The 20,996-nt window shown below is 66.7% G+C and carries 20 protein-coding genes; 10 read left to right on the top strand and 10 right to left on the bottom strand.

Annotated features, from left to right (window positions below; genetic code table 11):
* Position 1: 1 nt before the first annotated feature.
* From LU493_RS01740 to LU493_RS01730, 3 genes are all read left to right on the top strand, one after another.
* Positions 2-1,051: a FecCD family ABC transporter permease gene (locus LU493_RS01740; RefSeq protein WP_275286058.1), complete on the top strand. Its 1,050-nt coding sequence runs from the start codon at positions 2-4 to the stop codon at positions 1,049-1,051.
* A 329-nt stretch (positions 1,052-1,380) separates the two neighbouring features.
* Positions 1,381-2,229: an ABC transporter ATP-binding protein gene (locus LU493_RS01735; protein ID WP_275286057.1), complete on the top strand. Its 849-nt coding sequence runs from the start codon at positions 1,381-1,383 to the stop codon at positions 2,227-2,229.
* Positions 2,226-3,158 carry a sucrase ferredoxin gene (locus LU493_RS01730; protein WP_275286056.1) on the top strand — a complete coding sequence of 311 codons (933 nt, stop codon included), beginning with the start codon at positions 2,226-2,228 and terminating at the stop codon, positions 3,156-3,158. Before LU493_RS01735 ends, LU493_RS01730 begins: the two co-directional genes overlap by 4 nt.
* A gap of 13 nt (positions 3,159-3,171) precedes the next feature.
* Here the strand turns inward: LU493_RS01730 and LU493_RS01725 are convergent, their stop codons facing one another.
* The 4 genes from LU493_RS01725 to LU493_RS01710 are packed head-to-tail and all read right to left on the bottom strand — an operon-like array spanning position 3,172 to position 7,288.
* Positions 3,172-4,332: a metal ABC transporter permease gene (locus tag LU493_RS01725; RefSeq protein WP_275286055.1), complete on the bottom strand. Its 1,161-nt coding sequence runs from the start codon at positions 4,330-4,332 to the stop codon at positions 3,172-3,174.
* A complete protein-coding gene (locus LU493_RS01720) occupies positions 4,332-5,477 on the bottom strand; it encodes a metal ABC transporter permease (RefSeq protein WP_275286054.1) in 1,146 nt (381 codons plus the stop codon). The genes LU493_RS01725 and LU493_RS01720 overlap by 1 nt, the downstream gene beginning before the upstream one ends.
* A gap of 2 nt (positions 5,478-5,479) precedes the next feature.
* Positions 5,480-6,265: a metal ABC transporter ATP-binding protein gene (locus LU493_RS01715; RefSeq protein ID WP_275286053.1), complete on the bottom strand. Its 786-nt coding sequence runs from the start codon at positions 6,263-6,265 to the stop codon at positions 5,480-5,482.
* A 42-nt stretch (positions 6,266-6,307) separates the two neighbouring features.
* Entirely contained in the window at positions 6,308-7,288 is a 981-nt protein-coding gene (locus LU493_RS01710; protein WP_275286052.1) for a metal ABC transporter solute-binding protein, Zn/Mn family, read from the bottom strand.
* A 185-nt stretch (positions 7,289-7,473) separates the two neighbouring features.
* Here LU493_RS01710 and LU493_RS01705 point away from each other — a divergent pair, with 185 nt between their 5' ends.
* Complete coding sequence (locus LU493_RS01705) at positions 7,474-8,031, top strand: PRC-barrel domain-containing protein (RefSeq protein WP_275286051.1); 558 nt, start codon at positions 7,474-7,476, stop codon at positions 8,029-8,031.
* Positions 8,032-8,130: 99 nt separating this feature from the next.
* On the opposite strand, the gene LU493_RS01700 is transcribed toward LU493_RS01705, so the two are convergent.
* The 6 genes from LU493_RS01700 to LU493_RS01675 form a co-directional block, all read right to left on the bottom strand.
* A complete protein-coding gene (locus LU493_RS01700; RefSeq protein ID WP_275286050.1) occupies positions 8,131-8,925 on the bottom strand; it encodes an ABC transporter ATP-binding protein in 795 nt (264 codons plus the stop codon).
* A gap of 1 nt (position 8,926) precedes the next feature.
* A complete protein-coding gene (locus tag LU493_RS01695; protein WP_275286049.1) occupies positions 8,927-10,027 on the bottom strand; it encodes a FecCD family ABC transporter permease in 1,101 nt (366 codons plus the stop codon).
* A gap of 22 nt (positions 10,028-10,049) precedes the next feature.
* Positions 10,050-11,057: a FecCD family ABC transporter permease gene (locus tag LU493_RS01690; protein WP_275286048.1), complete on the bottom strand. Its 1,008-nt coding sequence runs from the start codon at positions 11,055-11,057 to the stop codon at positions 10,050-10,052.
* Entirely contained in the window at positions 11,054-11,983 is a 930-nt protein-coding gene (locus LU493_RS01685) for an ABC transporter substrate-binding protein (protein ID WP_275286047.1), read from the bottom strand. The genes LU493_RS01690 and LU493_RS01685 overlap by 4 nt, the downstream gene beginning before the upstream one ends.
* A 145-nt stretch (positions 11,984-12,128) precedes the next feature.
* Positions 12,129-12,410 carry a hypothetical protein gene (locus LU493_RS01680; RefSeq protein ID WP_275286046.1) on the bottom strand — a complete coding sequence of 94 codons (282 nt, stop codon included), beginning with the start codon at positions 12,408-12,410 and terminating at the stop codon, positions 12,129-12,131.
* A 92-nt stretch (positions 12,411-12,502) separates the two neighbouring features.
* Entirely contained in the window at positions 12,503-14,464 is a 1,962-nt protein-coding gene (locus tag LU493_RS01675; RefSeq protein ID WP_275286045.1) for a ligand-gated channel protein, read from the bottom strand.
* A 138-nt stretch (positions 14,465-14,602) separates the two neighbouring features.
* Here LU493_RS01675 and LU493_RS01670 point away from each other — a divergent pair, with 138 nt between their 5' ends.
* From LU493_RS01670 to LU493_RS01645, 6 genes are all read left to right on the top strand, one after another.
* Entirely contained in the window at positions 14,603-15,586 is a 984-nt protein-coding gene (locus tag LU493_RS01670; RefSeq protein WP_343076071.1) for a LysR family transcriptional regulator, read from the top strand.
* A 90-nt stretch (positions 15,587-15,676) separates the two neighbouring features.
* Entirely contained in the window at positions 15,677-15,895 is a 219-nt protein-coding gene (locus LU493_RS01665; protein ID WP_275286044.1) for a DUF1656 domain-containing protein, read from the top strand.
* Between the two features lie 4 nt (positions 15,896-15,899).
* Positions 15,900-16,763, top strand: coding sequence for an efflux RND transporter periplasmic adaptor subunit (locus tag LU493_RS01660; protein ID WP_275286259.1), 864 nt, complete (start codon positions 15,900-15,902; stop codon positions 16,761-16,763).
* Between the two features lie 6 nt (positions 16,764-16,769).
* Entirely contained in the window at positions 16,770-18,821 is a 2,052-nt protein-coding gene (locus tag LU493_RS01655; RefSeq protein ID WP_275286043.1) for an FUSC family protein, read from the top strand.
* 62 nt (positions 18,822-18,883) lie between these two features.
* Positions 18,884-19,759: an AEC family transporter gene (locus LU493_RS01650; protein WP_275286042.1), complete on the top strand. Its 876-nt coding sequence runs from the start codon at positions 18,884-18,886 to the stop codon at positions 19,757-19,759.
* A gap of 65 nt (positions 19,760-19,824) precedes the next feature.
* A complete protein-coding gene (locus LU493_RS01645; RefSeq protein WP_275286041.1) occupies positions 19,825-20,982 on the top strand; it encodes a PQQ-dependent sugar dehydrogenase in 1,158 nt (385 codons plus the stop codon).
* Positions 20,983-20,996 lie beyond the last annotated feature (14 nt).

Below are 20,996 nucleotides of genomic sequence, written 5' to 3'. Positions count from 1 at the left end.
CATGACGACGCGCTCCACGACCCTGCCCCGTGAAGACGCCGCCGGCGGCGACACCCGGCGGTGGCAGGACCTGGGACTGGCGAGCCTGCTCGGACTGCTGCTGGTGGCCAGCATGGGCCTGTCGCTCTCCCTCGGCAGCTTCCCCACCTCGTTCGGGGAAGTCCTGCACGCCCTGGCCGCGCCCGGGGACAGCGACATCGCCTTCATCGTCTGGGAGCTGCGCCTGCCACGCATCGTGCTGGCCGTGCTGGTGGGAGCGGCCCTGGCGGTGGCCGGCGCCATCCTCCAGGGCATCGTGCGCAACCCGCTGGCCTCCCCGGACGTGATCGGCATCACCAGCGGTGCCGCCCTGGCCGCCGTGGCCTTCCTGGCACTGTTCGGCACCACCTTGAGCATCCATTGGCTGCCGGGCGCCGCGCTGCTCGGCGCGCTGCTCTCCGCCCTTCTGGTGTTCCTGCTGGCCTGGCGCCGCGGCATCGCGCCCTCGCGCATGGTACTGGTCGGCATCGGGCTCTCCGCCGCCATGGGCGCCGTGACCACCCTGCTGATCGTGATCAGCGACGATGCCGCCGCCATGACCGCCTATGTGTGGCTGACCGGTAGCCTCTATGCCGCCCAGTGGCAGGACGTGCTGGGCCTGCTGCCCTGGCTGCTGCTCGCCGTTCCGCTGTGCCTGACCCGGGCGCGGCACCTGGATGCCATGGCGCTGGGCGATCACGTGGCCCAGGGACTCGGCGTGCACGTGCTGCGCAGCCGGCTGGTGCTGATGGGCAGCAGCGTGGTGCTGGCGGGCGCGGCCGTGGCCTTCGCCGGGGGGCTCAGCTTCGTGGGCCTGATCGCGCCGCACATCGCCGCCCGTCTGGTGGGTCGGGGCTTCGCCCGCCTGGTGCCCGTCGCGGCCCTGGTCGGTGCCCTGATCGTGCTCCACGCCGACCTGCTCGGCCGCGTGGCCTTCCTGCCCAAGGACCTGCCCGCCGGCATCTTCGTCTCGGGGGTGGGCGCGCCCTTCTTCGTCTATCTGCTGCACCGCACCCGTTACCAGCGTCATTGAAGGGCAGGGAGTAGCAGAGGCTGGCGAGGGGCGCCGGGGACAGGTCGAAGAGGGGGTCCTACGCCAGGGGTGAGGAGCACTGCTCCGAACGGGCTGGCCATGGATGGCCAGCACCGGTCCTGCAAGCGGAGCAGGATGCGAGAGCGCCGCTGGGCGTCGGTAGCGCCCAGGGAGGGGTTCACAGCGCCCCCTCGCAGACCTGTCGACGGATCAGTCCCGAGCAACAACGCTAGCTGCAACAGCCCTGCGTGGATTTCCGGCCAGCATTGAAAATGAGAACTTTTTATCTTACGGTCTTCGGCCCCGCTACCACACCGACGAGTCGCCCCATGCCCTCGATCCCTGCCAAGCCACCGCGATTGACGGGCGAAGCCCTGTGCGCCGGGTACGAGTCCCGACGCGTGCTCGACGGCGTCGACCTGGCGGTGGCCGAAGGCAAGCTGACGGTACTGCTCGGCCCCAACGGCAGCGGCAAGTCGACACTGCTGAAGACGCTGGCCCGCACCCTGACCCCCAGCGCCGGCCGGGTCTGTCTCGACGGCGAGGACATCCACCGCCGCCACACGCGGGAAGTGGCGCAACGCCTGGGCATCCTGCCCCAGGGTCCTTCCGTTCCGGAGGGCCTCACGGTCAGGCAACTGGTCGGCATGGGCCGTTTTCCCCACCAGCGGCTGTGGCGGCAGGATGCCGAACAGGATACCCGCGCCGTCCGCGAGGCGATGGCTCATGCCGATGTGACGGACTTCGCCGAGCGCAGCGTCGACACCCTCTCCGGCGGCCAGCGCCAGCGCTGCTGGATCGCCATGGTGCTGGCCCAGGAAACCGATCTGATCCTGCTCGATGAGCCCACCACCTTTCTCGATCTCAAGGTACAGGTCGACCTGCTCGAACTGCTCGCTCGACTGGCTCACGCGCACGGCCGCACCCTGCTGGTGGTGCTGCACGACCTCAACCTGGCGGCCGCCTATGCCGATGTGCTGGTGATGATGCGCGAAGGTGAGATCCACCGCCAGGGCGCTCCTCGGGATGTCTTTACCGCCGCCAATCTCAAGGCGGTCTTCGATCTCGATGCCAACGTCATCCACGATCCGCATTCCCGACGCCTGGTGTGCGTGCCCGTGCCGGGCATTCGCACGACAGCCCCGTCCCCTGAACGCAGCAAGGAGGACGCGCCATGAACCAACGCTTCTGTGCCGTGGAAAGTCGCGCCATCGACGACCCGCTGGTCGGCAGCGGAGCCCACCTCGAGCGCAACCTGCTGCTCAGTTGGCCCCGTCCCAGGTGGCAACGCAACCTGCGCCAGGCCAGCGACATGCCCGAGGCGCTCTCGGCAGCCCTGCACGCCCTCCCCGACGAGGGGCGTCGCGTCAACCTGATCCACCGACGGGAGCAGCCCGAGCGACATCATCGCGTGTTCCTGATGCCCGAATGCCTGGCATTCGATATCTCTCGCGAGGCACTCGGCGACTTCCTCGCCGCGCTGCGGCGCGGCGAGGACCTGACGCCCTGGCGACCCGAGACGGTCGAGCGTTCCCTGCTGCTGTGCTGCACCCATGGCAAGAAGGACAAGTGCTGTGCCAAGTTCGGTTTTGCCACCTACAAGGCCATGGCCGATGCGGTACACCGCCACGACCTGCCCTTCGATGTCTGGGAAAGCACTCACCTGGGTGGCTGCCGACTGGCGGCCAGCGCCCTGCTGTTGCCGCAACGCCGCAAGTATGGCCGCATCGGCGACGACGACATCCTGCCGCTGCTGGAAAGCGAGGCCCGGGGCCGCCCTTACCTGCCTTGCTACCGTGGCGACTCGCGCCTCACGCCGCGTCGCCAGTGCGCACAGGTCGCCGCCCTGGAATGGCTGGCGGCCCGGGGGAAGGAGGCGGACGTCGAGGTCGTGGATGACACCGACGAGGCCGACGCTCCGGACGATGCCCAGCACGAACTCGCGGTGGCATGGCGCACCGCGCACCAACAGGGCTGGCTGACCGTCACCTGTCACGCCCTCGAGCTGCTGCGTTACGACACCTGTTCCGACCTGCCGGATGGCCCCTCGCCGAGCCGGGTATGGCGCGCCGTCTCGGTCCGCGAGGGCACGCCGATCTCGGCCTGATCCGCCTGACGGCTCAATACGCCGTCGTCGTCAGCGACCCGGTGCCGTTGCGCGTCGGCTCGAGAATCTCCCTGGCCATCTCGCGCCCCGTGGCGGTCAGCATGAGTATCTCGCCCCGGCGCTCGATCAGGCCCTCGTTGCAACTGCGCTCGACCACCCGGCTCGCCTTGGCGCCATCCCACAACAGGTGTTCGCGCAACGCCTGGGTGACGTTCTCCACCCACTGCTCCGGCCCGTCCTCATGGTTGTAGAGGTGTACCGTCAGGGTGCGGATCTCGTTGACCCGACGCTGGCCGCGACGTCGCAGCACCTGGGCGACCATTCCATAGCGCGGACCGAGCAGGAAGGCCAGCAGCAGGAAGACGCCGGTCATCACGGCCATCATGCCACCGATGGAGACGTTCCAGGCCACGGCCAGGAAATAGCCCGAGACGCTGGAGGCGATCGAAACCAGGGCGCCATGGATGAACATCATCCACAGTCGGTCCGTCAGCAGATAGGCCGTCGAGGGCGGCACGATGACGAAAGCCACGAAGAGTACCGCCCCCACCGCGTCGAAGGCCGCCACGGCGGTGCCGCTGGTCAACAGCAGCAACAGGTAGAACAGCACGCCGGGCGCCAGCCCCAGCGCCTTGGCCAGGGCCTCGTCAAAGGTGGCGATCTTGAGCTCCTTGTAGAAGAGCGCGACGAAGGCACCGTTGATCAGCGTCATCACCCCCATCCACACCAGCGCCTGGGGCACGCGGTAGTCGCCGATGGTCAAGGTATCGAGCCATACGAAACCGATCTCGCCGAGCAGCACCGTGTGGGTGTCGATATGCACGTCCCGCGCATAGAGATTCAGCAGCAGCACCCCCGCGGAGAACAACACCGGAAACACCAGGCCGATGGCGGCGTCCTTCTTGACCCGCCGGGTGCTGACCAGCAACTCGGTGAGGAAGACGGTGAGCAGCCCCGTCAGGGCGGCACCGACGATCTGCACCGGTCCGCTCTGCTGGTGGGTCAGCAACCAGACGACGACGATGCCGAACACGATGGAGTGCCCGATGGCATCGGACAGCATGCTGACGCCGCGCAGCACCAGGAAGGTGCCCACCAGCGAGGAAGCAATGCCCACCAGGGCACCGACCAGCATGATCATCAGGGGGGCATTGTCGAACAGCGTGGCCAGCATCAGCGTTCCTCCTGGCCGAGGGAATCGAGGATGCGTCTGGCCTCCTCGAAGCCCGACGTCGTCAACACCCAGTGCTTGGCCCCGCCGGGTTCATCGGGGGGCGCCGATCGCCACTCGACCAGGCCGCGTTTCTGCAACTGATGCAACGCCGCCCGGGTGCGGTGTCCGTGGTAGGTGTCCAGCATGCCCTGCTCGGAACGGAACACCGGGTCGGCATGGTGCATGGCGAGGCGGTAGAGGGTGGTCAATACCTGCTGGTAGCGAAGTCGGCGCCGGCCGCGCCACAGCCGTACCCATTCCCAGACGAATCCGCGGCCCGGCGCCAGCAACAAGGACACCATCACCACGCTGGAAACACTGAGAATGATCAGAGGGCCGGTGGCCAGTCCTCGCGACAGGGCGCTCAACAGGGCTCCGAACACTCCGCCCGACACGCCGATCACGGCGGCGAGCACCACCATCCCCTCGAGCCGATGACTCCACTGCCTGGCGGCCACCGCCGGGGCGATGATCATCGCCGCCATCAGTACCACGCCGACCATCTGCAACCCGACCACCACGGCCAGGGCGACCATCACCGTCAGCACCACCTCGAGCCACATGACTGGCATGCCGAGTGAGGCGGCGAACTCGGGGTCGAAGGACACCAGCTTGAATTCCTTCCAGAGCGCGACCACCAGCGCCAGGGCAGCAACGGTGATCCCGCCCATGATCCACAGATCGCTGCGCAGGGTCGCCGCGGCCTGACCGAACAGGAAAGAATCGAGGCCTCCCTGGGCGGCATTGTTCATGTTCTGGATGTGTGTCAGCAGCACCACCCCCAGGGCGAAGGACGTGCTCAGGGTAATGCCCAGCCCGGCATCGGTCTTGAGCCGGCTGTTGCGCGTCAGCATCAGCATCACCAACGCGGCGAGCGCCCCGGTGGTCAGCGCGCCCAGCAGGATGATCCCCATCTCCCGGGCACCGGCGATGATGAAGCCGATGCAGACACCGGGCAGGGCCGCGTGGGACATGGTATCGCCGAGCAGGCTCTGCTTGCGCAACACGGCGAAACTGCCCAGCACGCCGCTGATCAGCCCCAGCAGCGCCGCGCCGATGGCCACGTTCTGAATGGTATAATCGTGCAGCAGGTCGAGCGGCGACATCGTCACGTCTCCGCGGTCTTGTCGTCGGGCATGAAGGCCGCCTCGTCGAGCAGGGCAATCTGGCCACCGTAGGCGCGACGCAGGTTATCGGCGGTATAGACGTCTTCCACGCGTCCCTGGGCGATGACCCGCACGTTGAGGATCAGCAGCCAGTCGAAGTAGCTGCGCACCGTCTGCAGGTCATGGTGCACGACGATCACCGTCTTGCCGTCATCGCGAAGGCGTCGGAGGATATCCACGATGGCCCGTTCGGTGGTGGCATCGACGCCCGCCATGGGCTCGTCGAGGAAATAGACGTCGGCCTGCTGCACGAGGGCCCGGGCCAAGAAGACCCGCTGCTGCTGCCCGCCCGAGAGCTGGCTGATCTGGCGATCGGCGAATGCCTGCATGCCGACCATCTCCAACGCCTGCATGGCCTCCCGGCGCTCGCCCCGTCCCGGTCGCCGGAGCCAGCCCAGCCGGCCGTAGAGCCCCATGGTGACCACATCCAGGGCGGTGGTCGGGAAGTCCCAGTCGACACTGGAGCGTTGCGGCACATACCCCACCCGGCGACGATGCGCCCGATAAGGCCGACCGAACAGGGTGACGTGTCCCGCCACCGAGGGCACCAGGCCCAGCACGCTCTTGATCAGGGTGCTCTTGCCGGCACCGTTCGGACCGACGATGGCCGCCATCACGCCGGGCGGCACGTCGAAGTCGATATCCCACAGCACCGGCTTGCTATGGTAACTGACGGTCAGATCCTCGACGTGGAGGGCGAGATCCGGTTCATGTAACGGCGTCGTCATGGGTGCAGCGAACTCTCGAGCCAAGCGGTTGAATGTGAGGAATCACGAGGCGGCAATGTCCCAACGGGCCACCCATTCCTCGAGGGCCTCGGGCAGCGCCGGTGTCTCGCCGCCGAGCGCCTCGACGATGTGCCGGGTATTACGATACAGCATCCCGATGTAGGTGCCATCGGCGGTGCCCGTCTCGCCCATGGCATCCGAATAGAGCTGCCCCCCGACGGACACCTCCTGGCCCTTCTCGCGCGCGGCCTCGATGACGGCCTGAACGGTGCGGGGATTGATGGTGCTCTCGACGAACACCGAGGGCACCTCGCGATCCACGACCACCTGTGCCATCTCGCGGATATCCGCCACGCCGGTTTCGGTCGAGGTACTGATGCCCTGGATTCCGGCCACCTCGATGTCGTAGGCACGGCCGAAGTAGTTGAAGGCGTCATGGGCGGTGACCAGAATGCGCTGCTGCTCGGGAATCGACGCAATGCTCTCCTCGACCCATCGGTGCAGGGCCTCGAGCTGCGCGACATAACGCGACGCGTTGTCCCGGATCTGCGCTTCGCACGCCGGACGAGCCTCGCTCAGCGAGTCGGCGATGGTCGGAACGATCTGCGACCAGAGGGAGACATCCATCCACAGGTGAGGATCGATGCCATAGACATCCTGGACGGTAATCAGGCTACCGGTGTCGATGGACGACGGGGCCACCGCGATCGTCGGCTTGATCTCGGCAAAGCGCTCCAGCACATCGCCGAGCTGCCCTTCCAGGGAGTAGCCGGAATAGAAGATCATCTCGGCCTGCTGGAAGGTCGAGACGTCACGGGCACTGGCCTGATAGAGGTGCGGATCGACCCCGGGGCCCATCAGGGTCGTGACCTCGGCGCATTCACCGCCGACACGGCCGACCACATCCCCGACCATGCCGGTAGTGGCCACCGCCTTCAGCGGCGCCGGTTGTTGCGCCATGGCCGGCACGGCAATGCATGCCAACGCCATCGAAAGTCCTGTCGCCATCAGCCGAGCTGCCATCCTGTCCTCCATGCGTGATCGAGAGCACGCAGGTATAGCATTGGCCATGCACTCGAGTAAAAGCGGTTTCATCAATCGACACGATATACAGGATGATGCGCACCACAAGGGAGGAACTTACTCCCGACCGTGCCACACTAATGGAACGTCGACCTTTCGACACTCAGGATCAAGGAGAGACCCGAATGACCTTGCACAACACCCTCGACACGACCCTTCGCCCCGTCCTGCTCGGCGCCGGCCTGCTGCTCTCGGCCAGCGCGATGGCGGCGCCACAGGGCCTCTACTCCACCGATGAGCTGCTCGACGCCGATGTCTATGCCAAGTCCGACAGCAGTCAGGCCATCGGCGACGTGGAGGACGTGCTGCTCGACAACGACATGCGCGTCCATGCCTTGGTCATCGACACCGGCAACCTGCTCGACCTGGGCGAAAAGCAGTACGTGGTCGGTGCCGAGCACTTTACCGTCGAGACCCGCAACGGCGATAGCCTCGATGCCATCGAATACAGCGTCCACCTGGATCTCGATGCCCAGGCCGTCGGCGAGCAACCCGAATACACCGATACCTGGTGGAACCAGGCCAAGCAGAACCTGCAGCAGGCCTGGAGCGATACCAAGGAAGGCGCCGCCAGCGCCTGGGAAACCACCCGCTCGGCGACCAGCAACGCCCTCGACAAGGCCGGCAATGTCCTGGAATCCGTCGGCGAAAAGACCCAACAGGCCGCCGACGACGCTCAGTAACTCACGCGCTCATCGTCCGGGCCCGGCCGCTGGCCGGGCCCCTGGTCCCGACACCGCCAGCATGCCACTCGCCGGCGACTCGACACGCATGGACACGGCCTAGCGAATCCGACGCAGCCCCGTCAACATCGGCGCCCCGCTATCGGGGTCATGCATCAGGGTGCAGTCGACACCGTAGAGTTCCCGTACCAGTTCCCGCGTCACGACCTCACCGGGCGGCCCCGCCGCCACGACCCTGCCCTCGCGCATCGCCACCAGGTGGTCGGCATAGCGACAGGCAATGGGCAGATCGTGCAGTACCATCGCCAGGGTTCGACCATCCCCGGCCAATTGCCGCACCAGCTCGAAGACTTCCAGTTGATGCCCAAGGTCGAGGGCCGAGGTCGGTTCGTCGAGCAACAGCAACGACGTCTGCTGGGCGATGATCATGGCGATCCAGGCGCGCTGGCGCTGCCCACCGGAAAGCGATTCCAGCGGGCGATCGGCCAGTGAATGCAAGTCTGCCGCCGCCAGAGCCTCGTCCACTACCCGGCGGTCCTCGGCCGACCACTGCCGCAACCAGCTCTGGTGCGGCTGGCGACCGAAGCCGATCAGCTCGGCGACGGTCAGCCCCTCCGGCGCCCTCGCCTCCTGCGGCAACAATGCCAGCCGCTGCGCCAGTTCCCGGGCCGGCAGCCGAACGATGTCGGCACCGTCGAGCAGCACATGGCCGCCCTGCGGCGAGTGCAAGCGCGCCAGCCCCGCCAGCAGGGTCGACTTGCCGCATCCATTGGGGCCGACGATGGCGGTCACCTGGCCGGCGGGCAGGCGCAGGTCCAGGTCGACGACGACCGGCGAGCGGTCGTGGGCGAGCGTCAGTCCCCGTGCTTCCAGGGAACAAGCGACGGCATTCATCTCAAGCGACTCCATGTGAACGAGGACGGATCAGGATCCACAACAGCCAGGGGCCGCCGACCACTGCGGTGACGATGCCCACCGGGACCTCGAGCGGCGACAGCATCAGGCGCCCGGCGAGGTCGGCCAGCACCATGATCAGGGCACCGGCCAGCGACGAGGCCAGTACCGGCACGCTGCGCCTCGAGGCCAGGTGCCGGGCCAGCTCCGGACCGAGCAGCCCCACCATCCCCACCGGGCCGGCCACGGCCACGGCCAGCGCGGTCAACACCACCGAGGTGCTCAGGACCTGGACACGACGTCGTCCCAGGCGAGTTCCCAGGCTTCGGGCCACGGATTCGGAAAAGCCCATCAGGCTCAGGGAACGCCCCAGGGCCAGCGCCACCGGCAAGCCGAGCGCCAGCCCGGCGGTCAACGTCCATACCGCCCCCTCGGGTCGGGCGCTCAACGAGCCTACCGTCCAGGGATAGGCCGCATTGGCCACATCGATGGCGACCCTTGCCAGCAGCAGATTGGTGAGGGCACCGAACACCGCCCCCACCCCGATGCCGGCGACGATGAAGCGATACCCCCGCGTGCCGCCCCCGAGCGCTAGCCCGAAGGTCAGGATGGTAGCCGTGGTCGCGCCGACCAGCGCCATGGCCGGCGGCGCCAGGCCGACGCCGAGTCCCACCACCGATGCCACGGCGAACGCCGTGGCGCCATTGTCGATGCCGATGATGCCCGGCGTGGCCAGGCGATTGGCGGCCAGGGTCTGCATCAGGCACCCCGCCAGGGCGAAGGCGGCACCGGTGGCAAGTGCCGCCCCGAGCCGTGGCAGACGCAGCGCGGAGACCACGAAGGTCGCCAGCGTGTCACCCGAGCCGTTCAATGCCGCCAGCACCTCGGCGGGCGACAGCGTCCGCTCGCCGAAGCACAGATAGGCCAGCGACGCGGCCAGCACCAGGGCCAGCAGCAGCAGGTTGGCCCCCAGGGTACGCCGATCCAGCAGCACGCTGGCATTGCCCCAGGCCAGCCGTCGGGTGCCCCGCGGCGGCACGACGACATCCTCGGACCCGGTCCGCCCCGGTTGGAGCGATGACGATTGCACCAGCAGACTCATGCGTTCCCTATAGCATCGGTAGTTACAGCATCGGCAGTCGACGGCGCCGGACCACGGCGACCAGCACCGGCGCGCCGCACAGCGCGGTCAACACGCCGAGCGGCAGTTCCGAGGGCGCCACCACTCGCCGCGAGATGACATCGGCGACGAGCACCATCAGAGGCCCCAGCAACAGGCACAACCAGAGGCTACGGCGAATATCCGGCCCCGCCAGGGCTCGGGCGGCGAAAGGCACCACCAGGCCTACGAAGGCGATGGGACCGGCAATGGCGGTAGCGCCGCCCACCAGCAGCGCCACCACCAGGATCGCCAGCAGGCGAACCCGACCGGGATGATGGCCGAGCCCGGCGGCGAGCCGCTCGCCCAGGGCCAGGGCGGCCAGAGGGCGAGCGATGAACAGGGTAATGGCAGTGGCCACGGCGAGGCTCGGCAGTATCGCCAGCAGATCGTCCAGCCGCCGGCCGGACAGGCTGCCGACCACCCAGAAGCGTATCTCGTCGGCGGCACGTTGATCGAACAGCAGCAGCAAGGTGGTCAGCGCCGACAGCAGCCCCGAGAAGGCCGCCCCGGCCAGAACCAGGCGAACCGGGTCATGCCCGAGACCACGGAACCGCGCCACGCCCAGCACGCAGAGACAGCCGAGCAGAGCCCCGATCTGCGCCACGCCGACTCTCAGCGTGGCCGCCGACGTTCCCAGCAGCAAGGCAATGGCGACGGCGAAGGCACTGCCGGCACTGACGCCGAGCAACCCCGGCTCGGCCAACGGGTTACGCGACACCGCCTGTAACAGGGCGCCGGCGACCCCCAGCGCCATCCCCACGGCCAGACCGACCAGAGTGCGCGAACCGCGCAGGGTGCCGACCACGAAACGCGCCTCGTCGTCACCGTGTCCCGTCAGCACCGCCAGGGCACGCCCTGCCCCCACATCTCCCGCGCCCCACAGCAGGCTGGCCACGCAGACCAGCAACAGCAGGCCGGCCAGGGTCGCTCCCTGGCCGGCCAGACGCCTGCGGGTGACGCGCGCGGTCATTGCGCGTCGGACAACAGCGCCGCCTCGATGTCGTCGAGGATGGCCTGGGCGGCCAGGGGGCCGGTAGCGCTAGTCCAGAGCTGGCCATCCACCGGCATCACCCGATCGCGCTTGACCACGTCGAGTCGAGCGAAGGCCGGCGACTGGCGCGCCGCACCCAGTGCCTCACGGCCATCCTCGTTGAGCGTGGCCATGACCAGCAGATCCTCGTCGACCTTGCCCAGGTTTTCCAGGCTCAGCGGGTCGCTATGGGGACGTCCCTCCTTGACCAGGTCGGCATCGGTGACATCGAAACCGGTGGCGTCGAGCATGCCGGTGGAAAACAGCTCGGCCGACATCACCAGGGGCCCTTGCGGCATCCAGCGCACCAGCGTCGCTGTCGAGCCTTCGGCGTCCAGCCGCTCGGCGAGATCGGCAGCGCGAGTTTCCACGGCCTCGATGGCGTCCGCCACCTCCTCGGCATGCCCGAGCGCTTCACCGTAGAGCCGCGCCTCGTCTTTCCAGCCGTTCGGCGAGAACCCTTCGCTCTCGGGCACCACGGTGGGGGCCAGCCGTGACATCAGCTCGTACTGCTCGTCGGTCAGATACGGCGAAGCCAGGATCAGGTCCGGGTTCTGAGTGGCGATCGCCTCGAGATTGAACTCTCGACTGGTCCCCACCATGGCGATATCCGGCACCCGATCACTCAGATAGCCGGCGACCCCCTCGCCGCCCCGTGTGGCCACGGCGGCCAGCGGCGTGACGCCAGCCGCCAGGGCAGTATCGAGCGCGCCTTCATACAGCGTGACGACACGCGACGGCTGGCCGTCGACGTCAATCTCGCCATGGGCGGTATCCAGCGTCCTGGCCTGGGCCGGGCCGATGGCGAACGCCATCACCAGGCAGGTGCCGACCAGAAAGGGGGTCTTGGGCAGAGAAAACGACATGAAGTCTCCTTGACTCGCTGGCGGCACCACATCCGATGGGACGAGGACCGCCGATGATAATGAATCTCAAAAAAATTCTCAGCCCCACGATCCGACAACGCTGCGTTCGATCTCGTGCAACGTTGCCGCAGCGGGCAGGACCGACTTACCGGGCCGACAGGCTGCCGACGACCTCCTCCACCTGGGTGCGAACGCTCTGCAGGCCATCGCCGGAGAGATACCACAGCGCCGGGGACAGTACCGTCACCGCGATCGCTTCGTCGCCTTCGGCCGCCAGCGCCTCTTCGAGCACCGTGACGTCCAGCGCCGCCAGCGTATCCGCGGCGCCCCAGTCGAAACTGACCACGGCGGGGCCGTGCGTCTCACCCTCGACCTCGTGGGCCTGGGCCATCATCGGGGCCCCACCATCACGGCGGTACGAAGCCATCCGTTCGTCACCTTGTTCTCCCGTTGTTCATCCTTGACCACGGCCGGGCAGAGGGCCCGGCCGTGGGGTTGTCACCCGCTCGATGGCGGCGATCAGAATTCGACGTTGATGCCCAACCACAGGCGACGGCCGTCGTCGACGTAGCCGTACTCTTCCTCGGTAATGTCCTCGTCGAACAGGTTGTAGAGGCCGGCGTTGAGGGTGGTCTGCGGGGTCAACTGATAGCCGAGGCCGGCATTCACGAAGGTGTAGGACGGCGCCACCGTGGTGCCCTGGGACGGACCGGTGGTGGGCTGGCTCTCCTCGCCGCGATAGGTCAGGCGGGTCCACTGGCTCAGGCGCTCGGTGGCCTGCCAGTCCAGCGACGCCGAGACCTGGTGCTTGGGCAGCTGGTTGAGCGGCTCGCCCTCGTACTCGCCGCTTTTCTGCTCGGAATCGGTATAGGTGTAGCTGGTACTGAGATCCAGGTTGTCGGCCAGCGGCGTGGACAGGGAGAATTCGACGCCCTGGGTGATCGCCTCGTCGACGTTGAGCCGGTAGGTGGGATCGGAGCCGAATTGGTTGGCCCCCTCGGTGCACACCGAGGCCGGGCAACCGACACGGTTAATCTTGTCGTCGAAATCGGTATGGAAGACCGTCAGGCCGGCCATCAGGCCGTTGTCGTCGGCATAGTGCAGCCCCAGTTCCTGGCTGAGCGAAGTTTCCGCCTCCAGGTCCGGGTTGCCGTAGATATTGCCGCCGCGGCTGACCTGGACCCAATTCGCATTGGTGGCGCGCAGATCCGGAGCCCGGAAGCCGGAGGAGACGCCGCCCTTCAGGGTCCAGCGTTCGTCCAGGTGCCAGACGCCGTAGAGACGCGGGGACCAGTGGCTGCCGTATTTCTCGTCCTCGTTGAGACGCACGCCGCCGGTCAGCGAGACGTCCTCGGTCAGCATCCACTCGTCCTCGGCGTACAGCGCCCAGCGATAGCGTTCCAGCTCGCTCAGGTTGGAGGTGCTGGACTGGTTGCCGCCGTCCTCCAAGCGCTGATTCTCGAACTGGCCACCCAGGGTCAGGATGTGGGCGCCCAGTGGCAGAACCGCCTTGGTGTCCGCCACGCTGCTCTGGTAGTTCATGTCGCGTGAGGGGTTATCGACCTCTTCATGCTGCACGTAGCTGGTAGTGCTGCCGAAATCGAAGTAGCCGTCGTGACTCAGCGCGAAGTGACGGCGATCGTAGGTCTGCTCGGAGCGCTCGTTCGGCCCCCGACGACCTTCCAGCGCAACGGACTCGCCAGGGTTGGTGATCCGACGCTGCTCGCTGTAGCCCGCTTCCAGGCCGATCTCGTTGATCTCGTCGGGCGTCCAGGAAAGTTTCGCGGTACCGCTGGCCAGGCGCTGATCGGCATAGCCGCCGATGATCGCGTCCTCGTCGCGCTGGTCGTACTGGCCGTAGACCTGCAGGCCGAGCCGGTCTGCGACCAGCGGGCCGGCGACGTGAAAGCGGCTGTTGTGCTCATCGCCGGAGGCGGAGTCTTCCTGAATCGTCATGCTGGTCGAGACGTCGCCCCCCCACTCCTGAGGCACCTTGCGGGTGATGACGTTGATCACGCCGCCCAGCGCGTCGGACCCGTAAAGCGACGACATGGGCCCGCGGATCACCTCGATGCGTTCGATGGCCGACAGCGGCGGCATCCAGCCCTGTTCGATGCCCGGGCCATCGCTGTTGGGCCGGGTTTCCCGCGAGCCCTGGCGCTTGCCGTCGACCAGCATCAGAGTGTACTTGGCCCCCATGCCGCGAATGCTGATGTCCTGTGACGATCCGCCGCCAGTAACGGTCACGCCCGGCACGTTGCGCAACGCATCGGTGATGTCACGATAGGCATGGCCTTCGAGATCTTCGCGAGTGATCACGCTGATCGAGGCCGGGGCATTCTTGACCTGCTGCTCATAGCCCGAAGCGGTGACGACGATGTCATCGAGATCCTGCTCCTGGGCTTCCTGCGCCATGGCGACGGGTGTCGTCAGTGCCGCGATGGAGCCCGCCAGCAGTGTCCGAGTGAAGGGAAGGGGCATATCGATCGTTCTCCTGATGATCCTGGGCCGGAAAAACCGAACCTTATGTAATGCGAATTTTTATCATTTAGATTCTTTCAAACTTGTTCCTCGATGTCTTCGCACGTTGCGTTGCATGGTTCGCAACAGCATTAGAGAATGATTTTCACCACCAATCACACCTATGCGATACTGCGCTTCTCCCAGGCCCGAGCCAGCATCATGTCCGACCTCGATGAAATGCATGCCTTCGCCGCCGTCATGACCTCCGGCAGCCTGACCCACAGTGCCCGGCATCTCGGCGTGTCGAAGTCGACCCTGAGTCGCCGCATCCAGCAGCTGGAGACCCGGCTCGGCCAGCCGCTGATGCGCCGTCAGTCGAACCGGCTGCTGCCCACCGAGGCGGGCAGCGTCTTCCACGATTACTGCCTGCGCATCCTCGACCTGGCCGATCAGGGCCAGCGAGCCCTGGAGGAGTTGCGGGAAGAGATCAGCGGGGAATTGACCCTCCAGGTTCACGATGCCCTGGGACGTTCCTGGATCGCCGGCGCCATCGACGACTTCATGCAGCGACATCCCGGCGTGCATGTCAGCCTGATGATTCGCGAGAACCTGCCAGAACACTTCGCCCCCCAGTCGGTGGTGATCTGGTTCGGCGATACCGGCGAGACGGGACTGCGTCAGGAGACGCTGGCGCTGCTGTCGCGTGGGCTGTACGCGCATCCCGATTACCTGGCCCGTCACGGCCATCCCGCTCATCCCCATGAGCTCGAGAGTCACGACTGGATCGACCTGCTCGGCGAGGCCGAGCATGGACTGGTGCTGCGTCATCCACGTCAGGGGCAGGTCGATGTGCGCCCGCCGGGATCACGGCTGCGAGTCAATCGCCTGGTGCTGCAATCCGATGCCATCGCCCGAGGGCAAGGGCTCGGCGTCATGCCGAACTGGATGGCCGAACGCCGCGAAGCGGCTCATCCGGGCCAGCTCGAACGCTGTCTCGACGACTGGCAGGTCTCTCCCAGCCCGGTCAGCCTGCTCTATGCCCATGGGCACCAGCCGCGCAAGGTCTCGGCCTTGCTCGAGTTCCTGCGCAGTGCCTGCCCTGCCGAATGGCAGCTGGGTACTCGACGGCGCGCGTCCTGAGGCCGGCGCGTCCTGCACAATGGCCGCCGTGCCCATGCCGTCGTAAATTGCTACCATGGGACGCTTCCTAGCGACTGAACAGGGGCGACCATGGGCCTTCGTGAAATCGCCTTCGGCGGGATCTACCTCTCCCCCATGCTGCTTTACGCCCTGCTCGGGCTGGTCTTCGCATTGCTGATTCGCGCCGTCCTGCACCGCCTGGTCGGCTCGACACGATTATGGTTCGAAGCCTGGTTCGACACCGCTCTGTTTGTCATCTGTACCGCTACCATCGCCTTCCTGGCCTCCGCGTCCGCAGGGATTCTCTGAAATGATGCGCACCCTTCTACGCAGCCTCGTCACCCTGGTCATCGTGGCCCTTGCCATCGCCGCCGGTCTCTGGCTCTGGCACTACTACCTCCATACCCCCTGGACCCGGGACGGCCGGGTCCGGGCCGATGTCGTCACCATCGCCCCGGACGTTTCGGGGCGCGTCGTTGCCCTGCCGATTACCGACAATCAAGGCGTCGCCAAGGGCGAGACCCTGTTCCGCATCGACGACACTCGCTATCAGGCCGCCCGGGAAAAGGCTCAGGCCGTGGTTCAGCAACGCCAGGCCGAGCTGGAGCTGAGTCAGCACGAGGCCTCGCGGCGCAACCGCCTGAGCCGTCAGGCGATCAGCGCCGAGAATCAGGAAACGGCGCAGATCAACAGCCAGGTCGCCGCCGCCCAGCTGGGACAGGCGCAAAGCGCGTTGACCAGCGCGCGAATCGATCTGGAGCGCACCACCGTCCAGGCTCCCGCTACCGGCCACGTCCTCAATCTGCAGCTGGCCGAGGGCAATTACGTCAACGCCGGCACGCCGGTGATGGCACTGGTCAAGGCGGATTCCTTCTACGTCACCGGTTACTTCGAGGAAACCAAGACACCGCACATCCAGGTCGGCGACCCGGCCCGGGTCATCCTGATGAGCGGCGATACCGAGCTGGAGGGTCATGTCGCCAGCATCGGGCGCGGCATTGCCGACAGCAACACCTCGACCGACAGCCAGTTGCTGCCGCAAGTACAGCCCACCTTCAGTTGGGTCAGGCTCGCCCAGCGTATCCCGGTGCGCATCGCGCTCGACGAGATACCCGACGATGTCACCCTCAGTGCCGGCATGACGGCTACCGTACGCATCCTCGACAACGCGGAGTAACGGCGCATGTCGCCCTGGCTGCAAGCCTACCTGACGCCCAGCACCCAGGCCGTGCAGTTCGCCATCAAGGCGACCCTGGCGATGCTGCTGGCGCTATACGTGGCCCTGTGGTGCGACCTGGAGCGTCCCTATTGGGCGTTGATCTCGGCGGCCTTCCTGCAGATTCGCCCGATGAGCGGCATGGTGGTCGAGAAGGGCTTGAGCCAGATCGCCGGCACGGTCGTCGGCTGCGTCGCCGGCATTGCCATCATGGGGCTGTTCGTCCAGGCCCCGGTGCCTGCCCTGGCTGTCCTGACGCTATGGATCATGCTGTGTACCTACGGCAGTTCCCTGCTGCGCAACAATGCCTCCTACGGCTGTATCATGGGTGCCGTCACGGCCATGCTGATCGTGGTCATCGGGGCCTCCCAGCCTGACGGCATCTTCGCTATCGCCGTGGCGAGGCTCTCCGAGCTGGCGCTGGGCGCCATCTGTGCCACCCTGGTCAGTTCACTGCTGTGGCCGATAAAGGTTCGCGATCACCTCGGCCAGCAGGCCGACGAGGTCGTCAACCAGGCTTTCCAGCACGCCACTCGTCGACTGACGGACTCCACCGATCTCGGTGAATTGCAGGCCACCCTAACCGGCAGCCTGGAGCCGCTCACGCAGCTCGAGATCGACAGCCAGGCGGCACGCTACGAGGGTCCCGAAGGGGCGGGGCGCATTCGCGCCAGTCACGTACTGACGCGACACACCTTGCGCCTGATGGCGACCCTGCACGCCCTCCAGCAGCTCCTGCACCACCATGGCAATCGGCTCGACCCCGCCATCCACGATCTGGCCGATGAGATCGCCGAGGGGTTTCGTCTGTCCGCGGAAACCCGCGGCACAGGGCAAGCCCACCGCCGCCTGCATGACCAGCGTCATCGGGTCCTGGGGTGTCCCGACGAAAACGCCTCGCCGCTGCAGTTGCGGGTCATCATCGGGCTACGCGAGGCACTCGGCCACGCCCTGGTCATGCTCGACGCCCGCGACGCCATTTCACGCCCGGGGCGAAAGCGCCTGCGCGGTGTGGCCCTGGCCTGGCACCGCGATCACCTGGCCGCGGGATTGAATGCCGTCCGCGCCGGGATCATCTTCGCCACCCTCGCCAGCTTCTGGATCGCCACCGCCTGGAACAGCGGCCAGGTGGCCATGCTGCTGGGCACCTTGTTCTCGGCCTTCTTCGCCAGTCGCGACAACCCCGCCATGATCTGCATGATGTTCGCCAAGGGCATGCTGGCGGCGATCCCCAGCGCCTTCCTGTTCGGTCATGTACTGCTCGCCCAGGCCAACAGTTTTCCGATGCTGGCGATGATCTTCCTGCCTCCCCTGTTCCTCGGCCTGCTGGGAGCCGCCAATCCACGCCTGATGGGCTACTGCCTGGCCTTCACCATCGGCAACATCCTGCTGACCATGCCCGGCAACGGCATGGATTTCTCCTTCGACAGCTTCATCAACCGGGCCATCGCCGTGATGATCGGACTCGCCACCGTGGTGACGGGCTTCCGGTTGATTCCCGGTTTCGGCCCCACCCTGCGCAAACGGCGCCTGGTCGGGGCCATCGTCCGCGATCTTCGTCACTTGCCGAACCGCCCCATTCATGAGGCGGAAACCCGATTCATCGGCGGCATGGCCGACCGACTGCTGCATCTGGCCAAGCACGACGACATGCTGCCCGAGGATCAACGACATCTCTTCACCCTGGGGCTGACCGGCCTGGACATCGGCTATGCCTGCCTGCAGCTGCGTCGCCGGCTCGACGACCTGCCCGGAACAGCCCTTCGCCATGCGCAACGGGACTTCTTCGCGGCGCTGGCCCGGGCCTATGCCGAAAGCGCCAGGGGGCATGCTGCCGACGAGGTCCGCCGAACGGGCGATGCGCTGATCGAGGCACTGCATGATCAACCCTCGCTCGATGACCGGCGTCGCGCCCTGCTCGCCGGGCTGGTGGAACGGCTGGATCTGTCGCTGCGGCGACAGGCCGAGAGAGCCCGAGATTCGCACGCGCCGAGTTCGTTGCAGGCCGGCCCCGCCTGACAGCGGCCCCGGGGCCAGACACCAGCACTGTCACTCGACATTCCGCTTCATGAAGGATTGCCATGTTCGCTCAACTCTTCGCCGTAATGGCCCCCGTACTGGCCGGCGCCGGCCTCGGCTTCACCTGGATCCGGCTCGGTCACGACTATCCTGTCGCCTTCGTGACCCGGCTGGTCTTCAACATCGGCACGCCGGCCCTAGTGCTCGCCTCGCTTTCCGGCGCCGAGATCGACGCCGGCAGCTTCGGTCGCACCATGCTGGCTGCTGCCCTGGTGATCACCACCATGGCCGGCGCCTCTTTCGTGCTGGCGCGCCTGCTGCGCAAGGACTGGCGCGTCATGCTGGCGCCATCGATGTATCCCAACACCGGCAACATGGGGCTGCCGGTGGTGCTCTACGCCTTCGGCGAAGCGGGTTTCGCCTTCGGCATCACCGTGATGGTGACCGTGTCGTTATTCCAGTTCACCCTCGGCACGATGCTCGCCAGCCGCGGCAACCCGTTGAAATCCCTGGCCAAGACGCCGACGGTCTATGCCATTCTGATCTCCCTGAGCCTGCTGCTGACCGACACGGAGCTACCGCTCTGGGTAGCCAACAGCGTCGATCTGATTTCCGGTTTCACCGTCCCCTTGATGCTGATCACCCTTGGCGTCTCGCTGGCCAGCATTCAGGTTCGCAGCCTGCGCTCGGGCATCGGCTTCAGCCTGCTGCGCATCCCGTTGGCCGCCCTGGCCGCCTGGGGCATCGGCAGCCTGTTGGCGCTGCCGCCCATGGCTCACGGCATCCTGATCCTGCAGATGAGCATGCCGGTGGCGGTGTTCAACTACCTGTTCGCCCAACGCGCCCAGCGTGAACCGGAGTATGTGGCCAGCCTGGTGTTCTGTTCGACCCTGCTGTCGCTGATCTATCTACCCATACTGCTCGCGATATTGATGTAGGAGGGAACACGGGGCCTTCTCGACAGTCTCTATGCCGAGCGAGCCCTCATGCCAAGGAGGATCGGATGCGCCGCACACCCTGGTTACCCGCCATGCTGTTGGGTACGACGACATTGGCTCTCGGTCCGGCCCAAGCCGACGATGCCCGCACTGACCGGCTGACGACCGAACACCACGAGCTACGCCTGGAACGCCTCGCCACGGGCCTGGAGCATCCCTGGGCACTGACCGAGCTGCCGGACGGTCGTTATCTGGTCAGCGAGCGCGACGGCCAGTTGGCACTGATTGGCGCCGACGGCGACATCTCGCGGCTCGAGGGACTTCCCGACGTCTCGACCCGAGGCCAGGGCGGCCTGCTCGATATCGTGCTGCACCCCCGGTCCGGCAGCGAAGTGTCCGGCGACGGCGAGCACGACTGGCTCTACTTCACCTGGAGCCGAGCCGGCGATGGCGGCACCGCCACCGCGCTTTCCCGAGCCCGATTGGCGGATGGGCGTCTCGAGGATCTCGAGCATCTTTTCACCCAGGACCGTTTCTCCGAACCAGGACGCCACTACGGCTCGCGACTGGCCTGGCTCGACGACGGCACCCTGCTGATGAGTGTCGGGGATCGCGGCGTCGACGCCGAGCGCGCCCAGAACGGCAACGACCATGCCGGCAGCTTCCTGCGCCTCACGGCCCGGGGGACGATTCCCGATGACAACCCCTTCGTCGGCGATCCCGATGTCGATGACGCCATCTTCAGCATGGGGCATCGCAACCCCCAGGGGCTCGTCGTGGCCGAGGATGGCACGCCCTGGTCGACGGAACATGGCCCACGCACCGGCGATGAGCTCAATCGGCTCGTCGCCGGCGAGAACTATGGCTGGCCAGAGGTCACCCGGGGCCGTGACTACGTCACCAACCTCCCCCTCGGCAAGGACAGCGCGCCGGGCATGCGCGACCCGATACATGTCTTCGAGGGACGTTTCGCCCCCTCCGGGCTGACCGACATCACCGGCGATGCCTTCCCCGGCTGGACCGGCGACCTGCTGGCCGGCGGGCTCGCCAGCGAGCAGCTGGTTCGACTCTCGCTGGAAAACGATACCGTCGTGGAGCGCGAGGTGATTCTCGACGGCGAGATCGGTCGAATCCGCGATGTGCGACAGGGATCCGACGGTGCCCTGTACTTGCTCAACGACGCCTCCGACGCCGGTCTTTATCGGTTGACGCGCAACGACTAGCCACACCTCCCCCT

Source organism: Halomonas elongata (genome assembly GCF_029081005.1).
GTDB classification, from domain to species: domain Bacteria; phylum Pseudomonadota; class Gammaproteobacteria; order Pseudomonadales; family Halomonadaceae; genus Halomonas; species Halomonas elongata_B.
The sequence above is the reverse complement of the archived record's forward strand: the minus strand, read 5'-3'. Positions and strand labels throughout refer to the sequence as shown.

Bases quoted from the DNA above. Each gene is read 5' to 3' on its own strand.
- LU493_RS01740 (WP_275286058.1), top strand. From the start codon at position 2: ATGACGACGCGCTCCACGACCCTGCCCCGTGAAGACGCCGCCGGCGGC.
- LU493_RS01735 (WP_275286057.1), top strand. From the start codon at position 1,381: ATGCCCTCGATCCCTGCCAAGCCACCGCGATTGACGGGCGAAGCCCTG.
- LU493_RS01730 (WP_275286056.1), top strand. From the start codon at position 2,226: ATGAACCAACGCTTCTGTGCCGTGGAAAGTCGCGCCATCGACGACCCG.
- LU493_RS01725 (WP_275286055.1), bottom strand. From the start codon at position 4,332: ATGCTGGCCACGCTGTTCGACAATGCCCCCCTGATGATCATGCTGGTC.
- LU493_RS01720 (WP_275286054.1), bottom strand. From the start codon at position 5,477: ATGTCGCCGCTCGACCTGCTGCACGATTATACCATTCAGAACGTGGCC.
- LU493_RS01715 (WP_275286053.1), bottom strand. From the start codon at position 6,265: ATGACGACGCCGTTACATGAACCGGATCTCGCCCTCCACGTCGAGGAT.
- LU493_RS01710 (WP_275286052.1), bottom strand. From the start codon at position 7,288: ATGGCAGCTCGGCTGATGGCGACAGGACTTTCGATGGCGTTGGCATGC.
- LU493_RS01705 (WP_275286051.1), top strand. From the start codon at position 7,474: ATGACCTTGCACAACACCCTCGACACGACCCTTCGCCCCGTCCTGCTC.
- LU493_RS01700 (WP_275286050.1), bottom strand. From the start codon at position 8,925: ATGAATGCCGTCGCTTGTTCCCTGGAAGCACGGGGACTGACGCTCGCC.
- LU493_RS01695 (WP_275286049.1), bottom strand. From the start codon at position 10,027: ATGAGTCTGCTGGTGCAATCGTCATCGCTCCAACCGGGGCGGACCGGG.
- LU493_RS01690 (WP_275286048.1), bottom strand. From the start codon at position 11,057: ATGACCGCGCGCGTCACCCGCAGGCGTCTGGCCGGCCAGGGAGCGACC.
- LU493_RS01685 (WP_275286047.1), bottom strand. From the start codon at position 11,983: ATGTCGTTTTCTCTGCCCAAGACCCCCTTTCTGGTCGGCACCTGCCTG.
- LU493_RS01680 (WP_275286046.1), bottom strand. From the start codon at position 12,410: ATGGCTTCGTACCGCCGTGATGGTGGGGCCCCGATGATGGCCCAGGCC.
- LU493_RS01675 (WP_275286045.1), bottom strand. From the start codon at position 14,464: ATGCCCCTTCCCTTCACTCGGACACTGCTGGCGGGCTCCATCGCGGCA.
- LU493_RS01670 (WP_343076071.1), top strand. From the start codon at position 14,603: ATGATTTTCACCACCAATCACACCTATGCGATACTGCGCTTCTCCCAG.
- LU493_RS01665 (WP_275286044.1), top strand. From the start codon at position 15,677: ATGGGCCTTCGTGAAATCGCCTTCGGCGGGATCTACCTCTCCCCCATG.
- LU493_RS01660 (WP_275286259.1), top strand. From the start codon at position 15,900: ATGCGCACCCTTCTACGCAGCCTCGTCACCCTGGTCATCGTGGCCCTT.
- LU493_RS01655 (WP_275286043.1), top strand. From the start codon at position 16,770: ATGTCGCCCTGGCTGCAAGCCTACCTGACGCCCAGCACCCAGGCCGTG.
- LU493_RS01650 (WP_275286042.1), top strand. From the start codon at position 18,884: ATGTTCGCTCAACTCTTCGCCGTAATGGCCCCCGTACTGGCCGGCGCC.
- LU493_RS01645 (WP_275286041.1), top strand. From the start codon at position 19,825: ATGCGCCGCACACCCTGGTTACCCGCCATGCTGTTGGGTACGACGACA.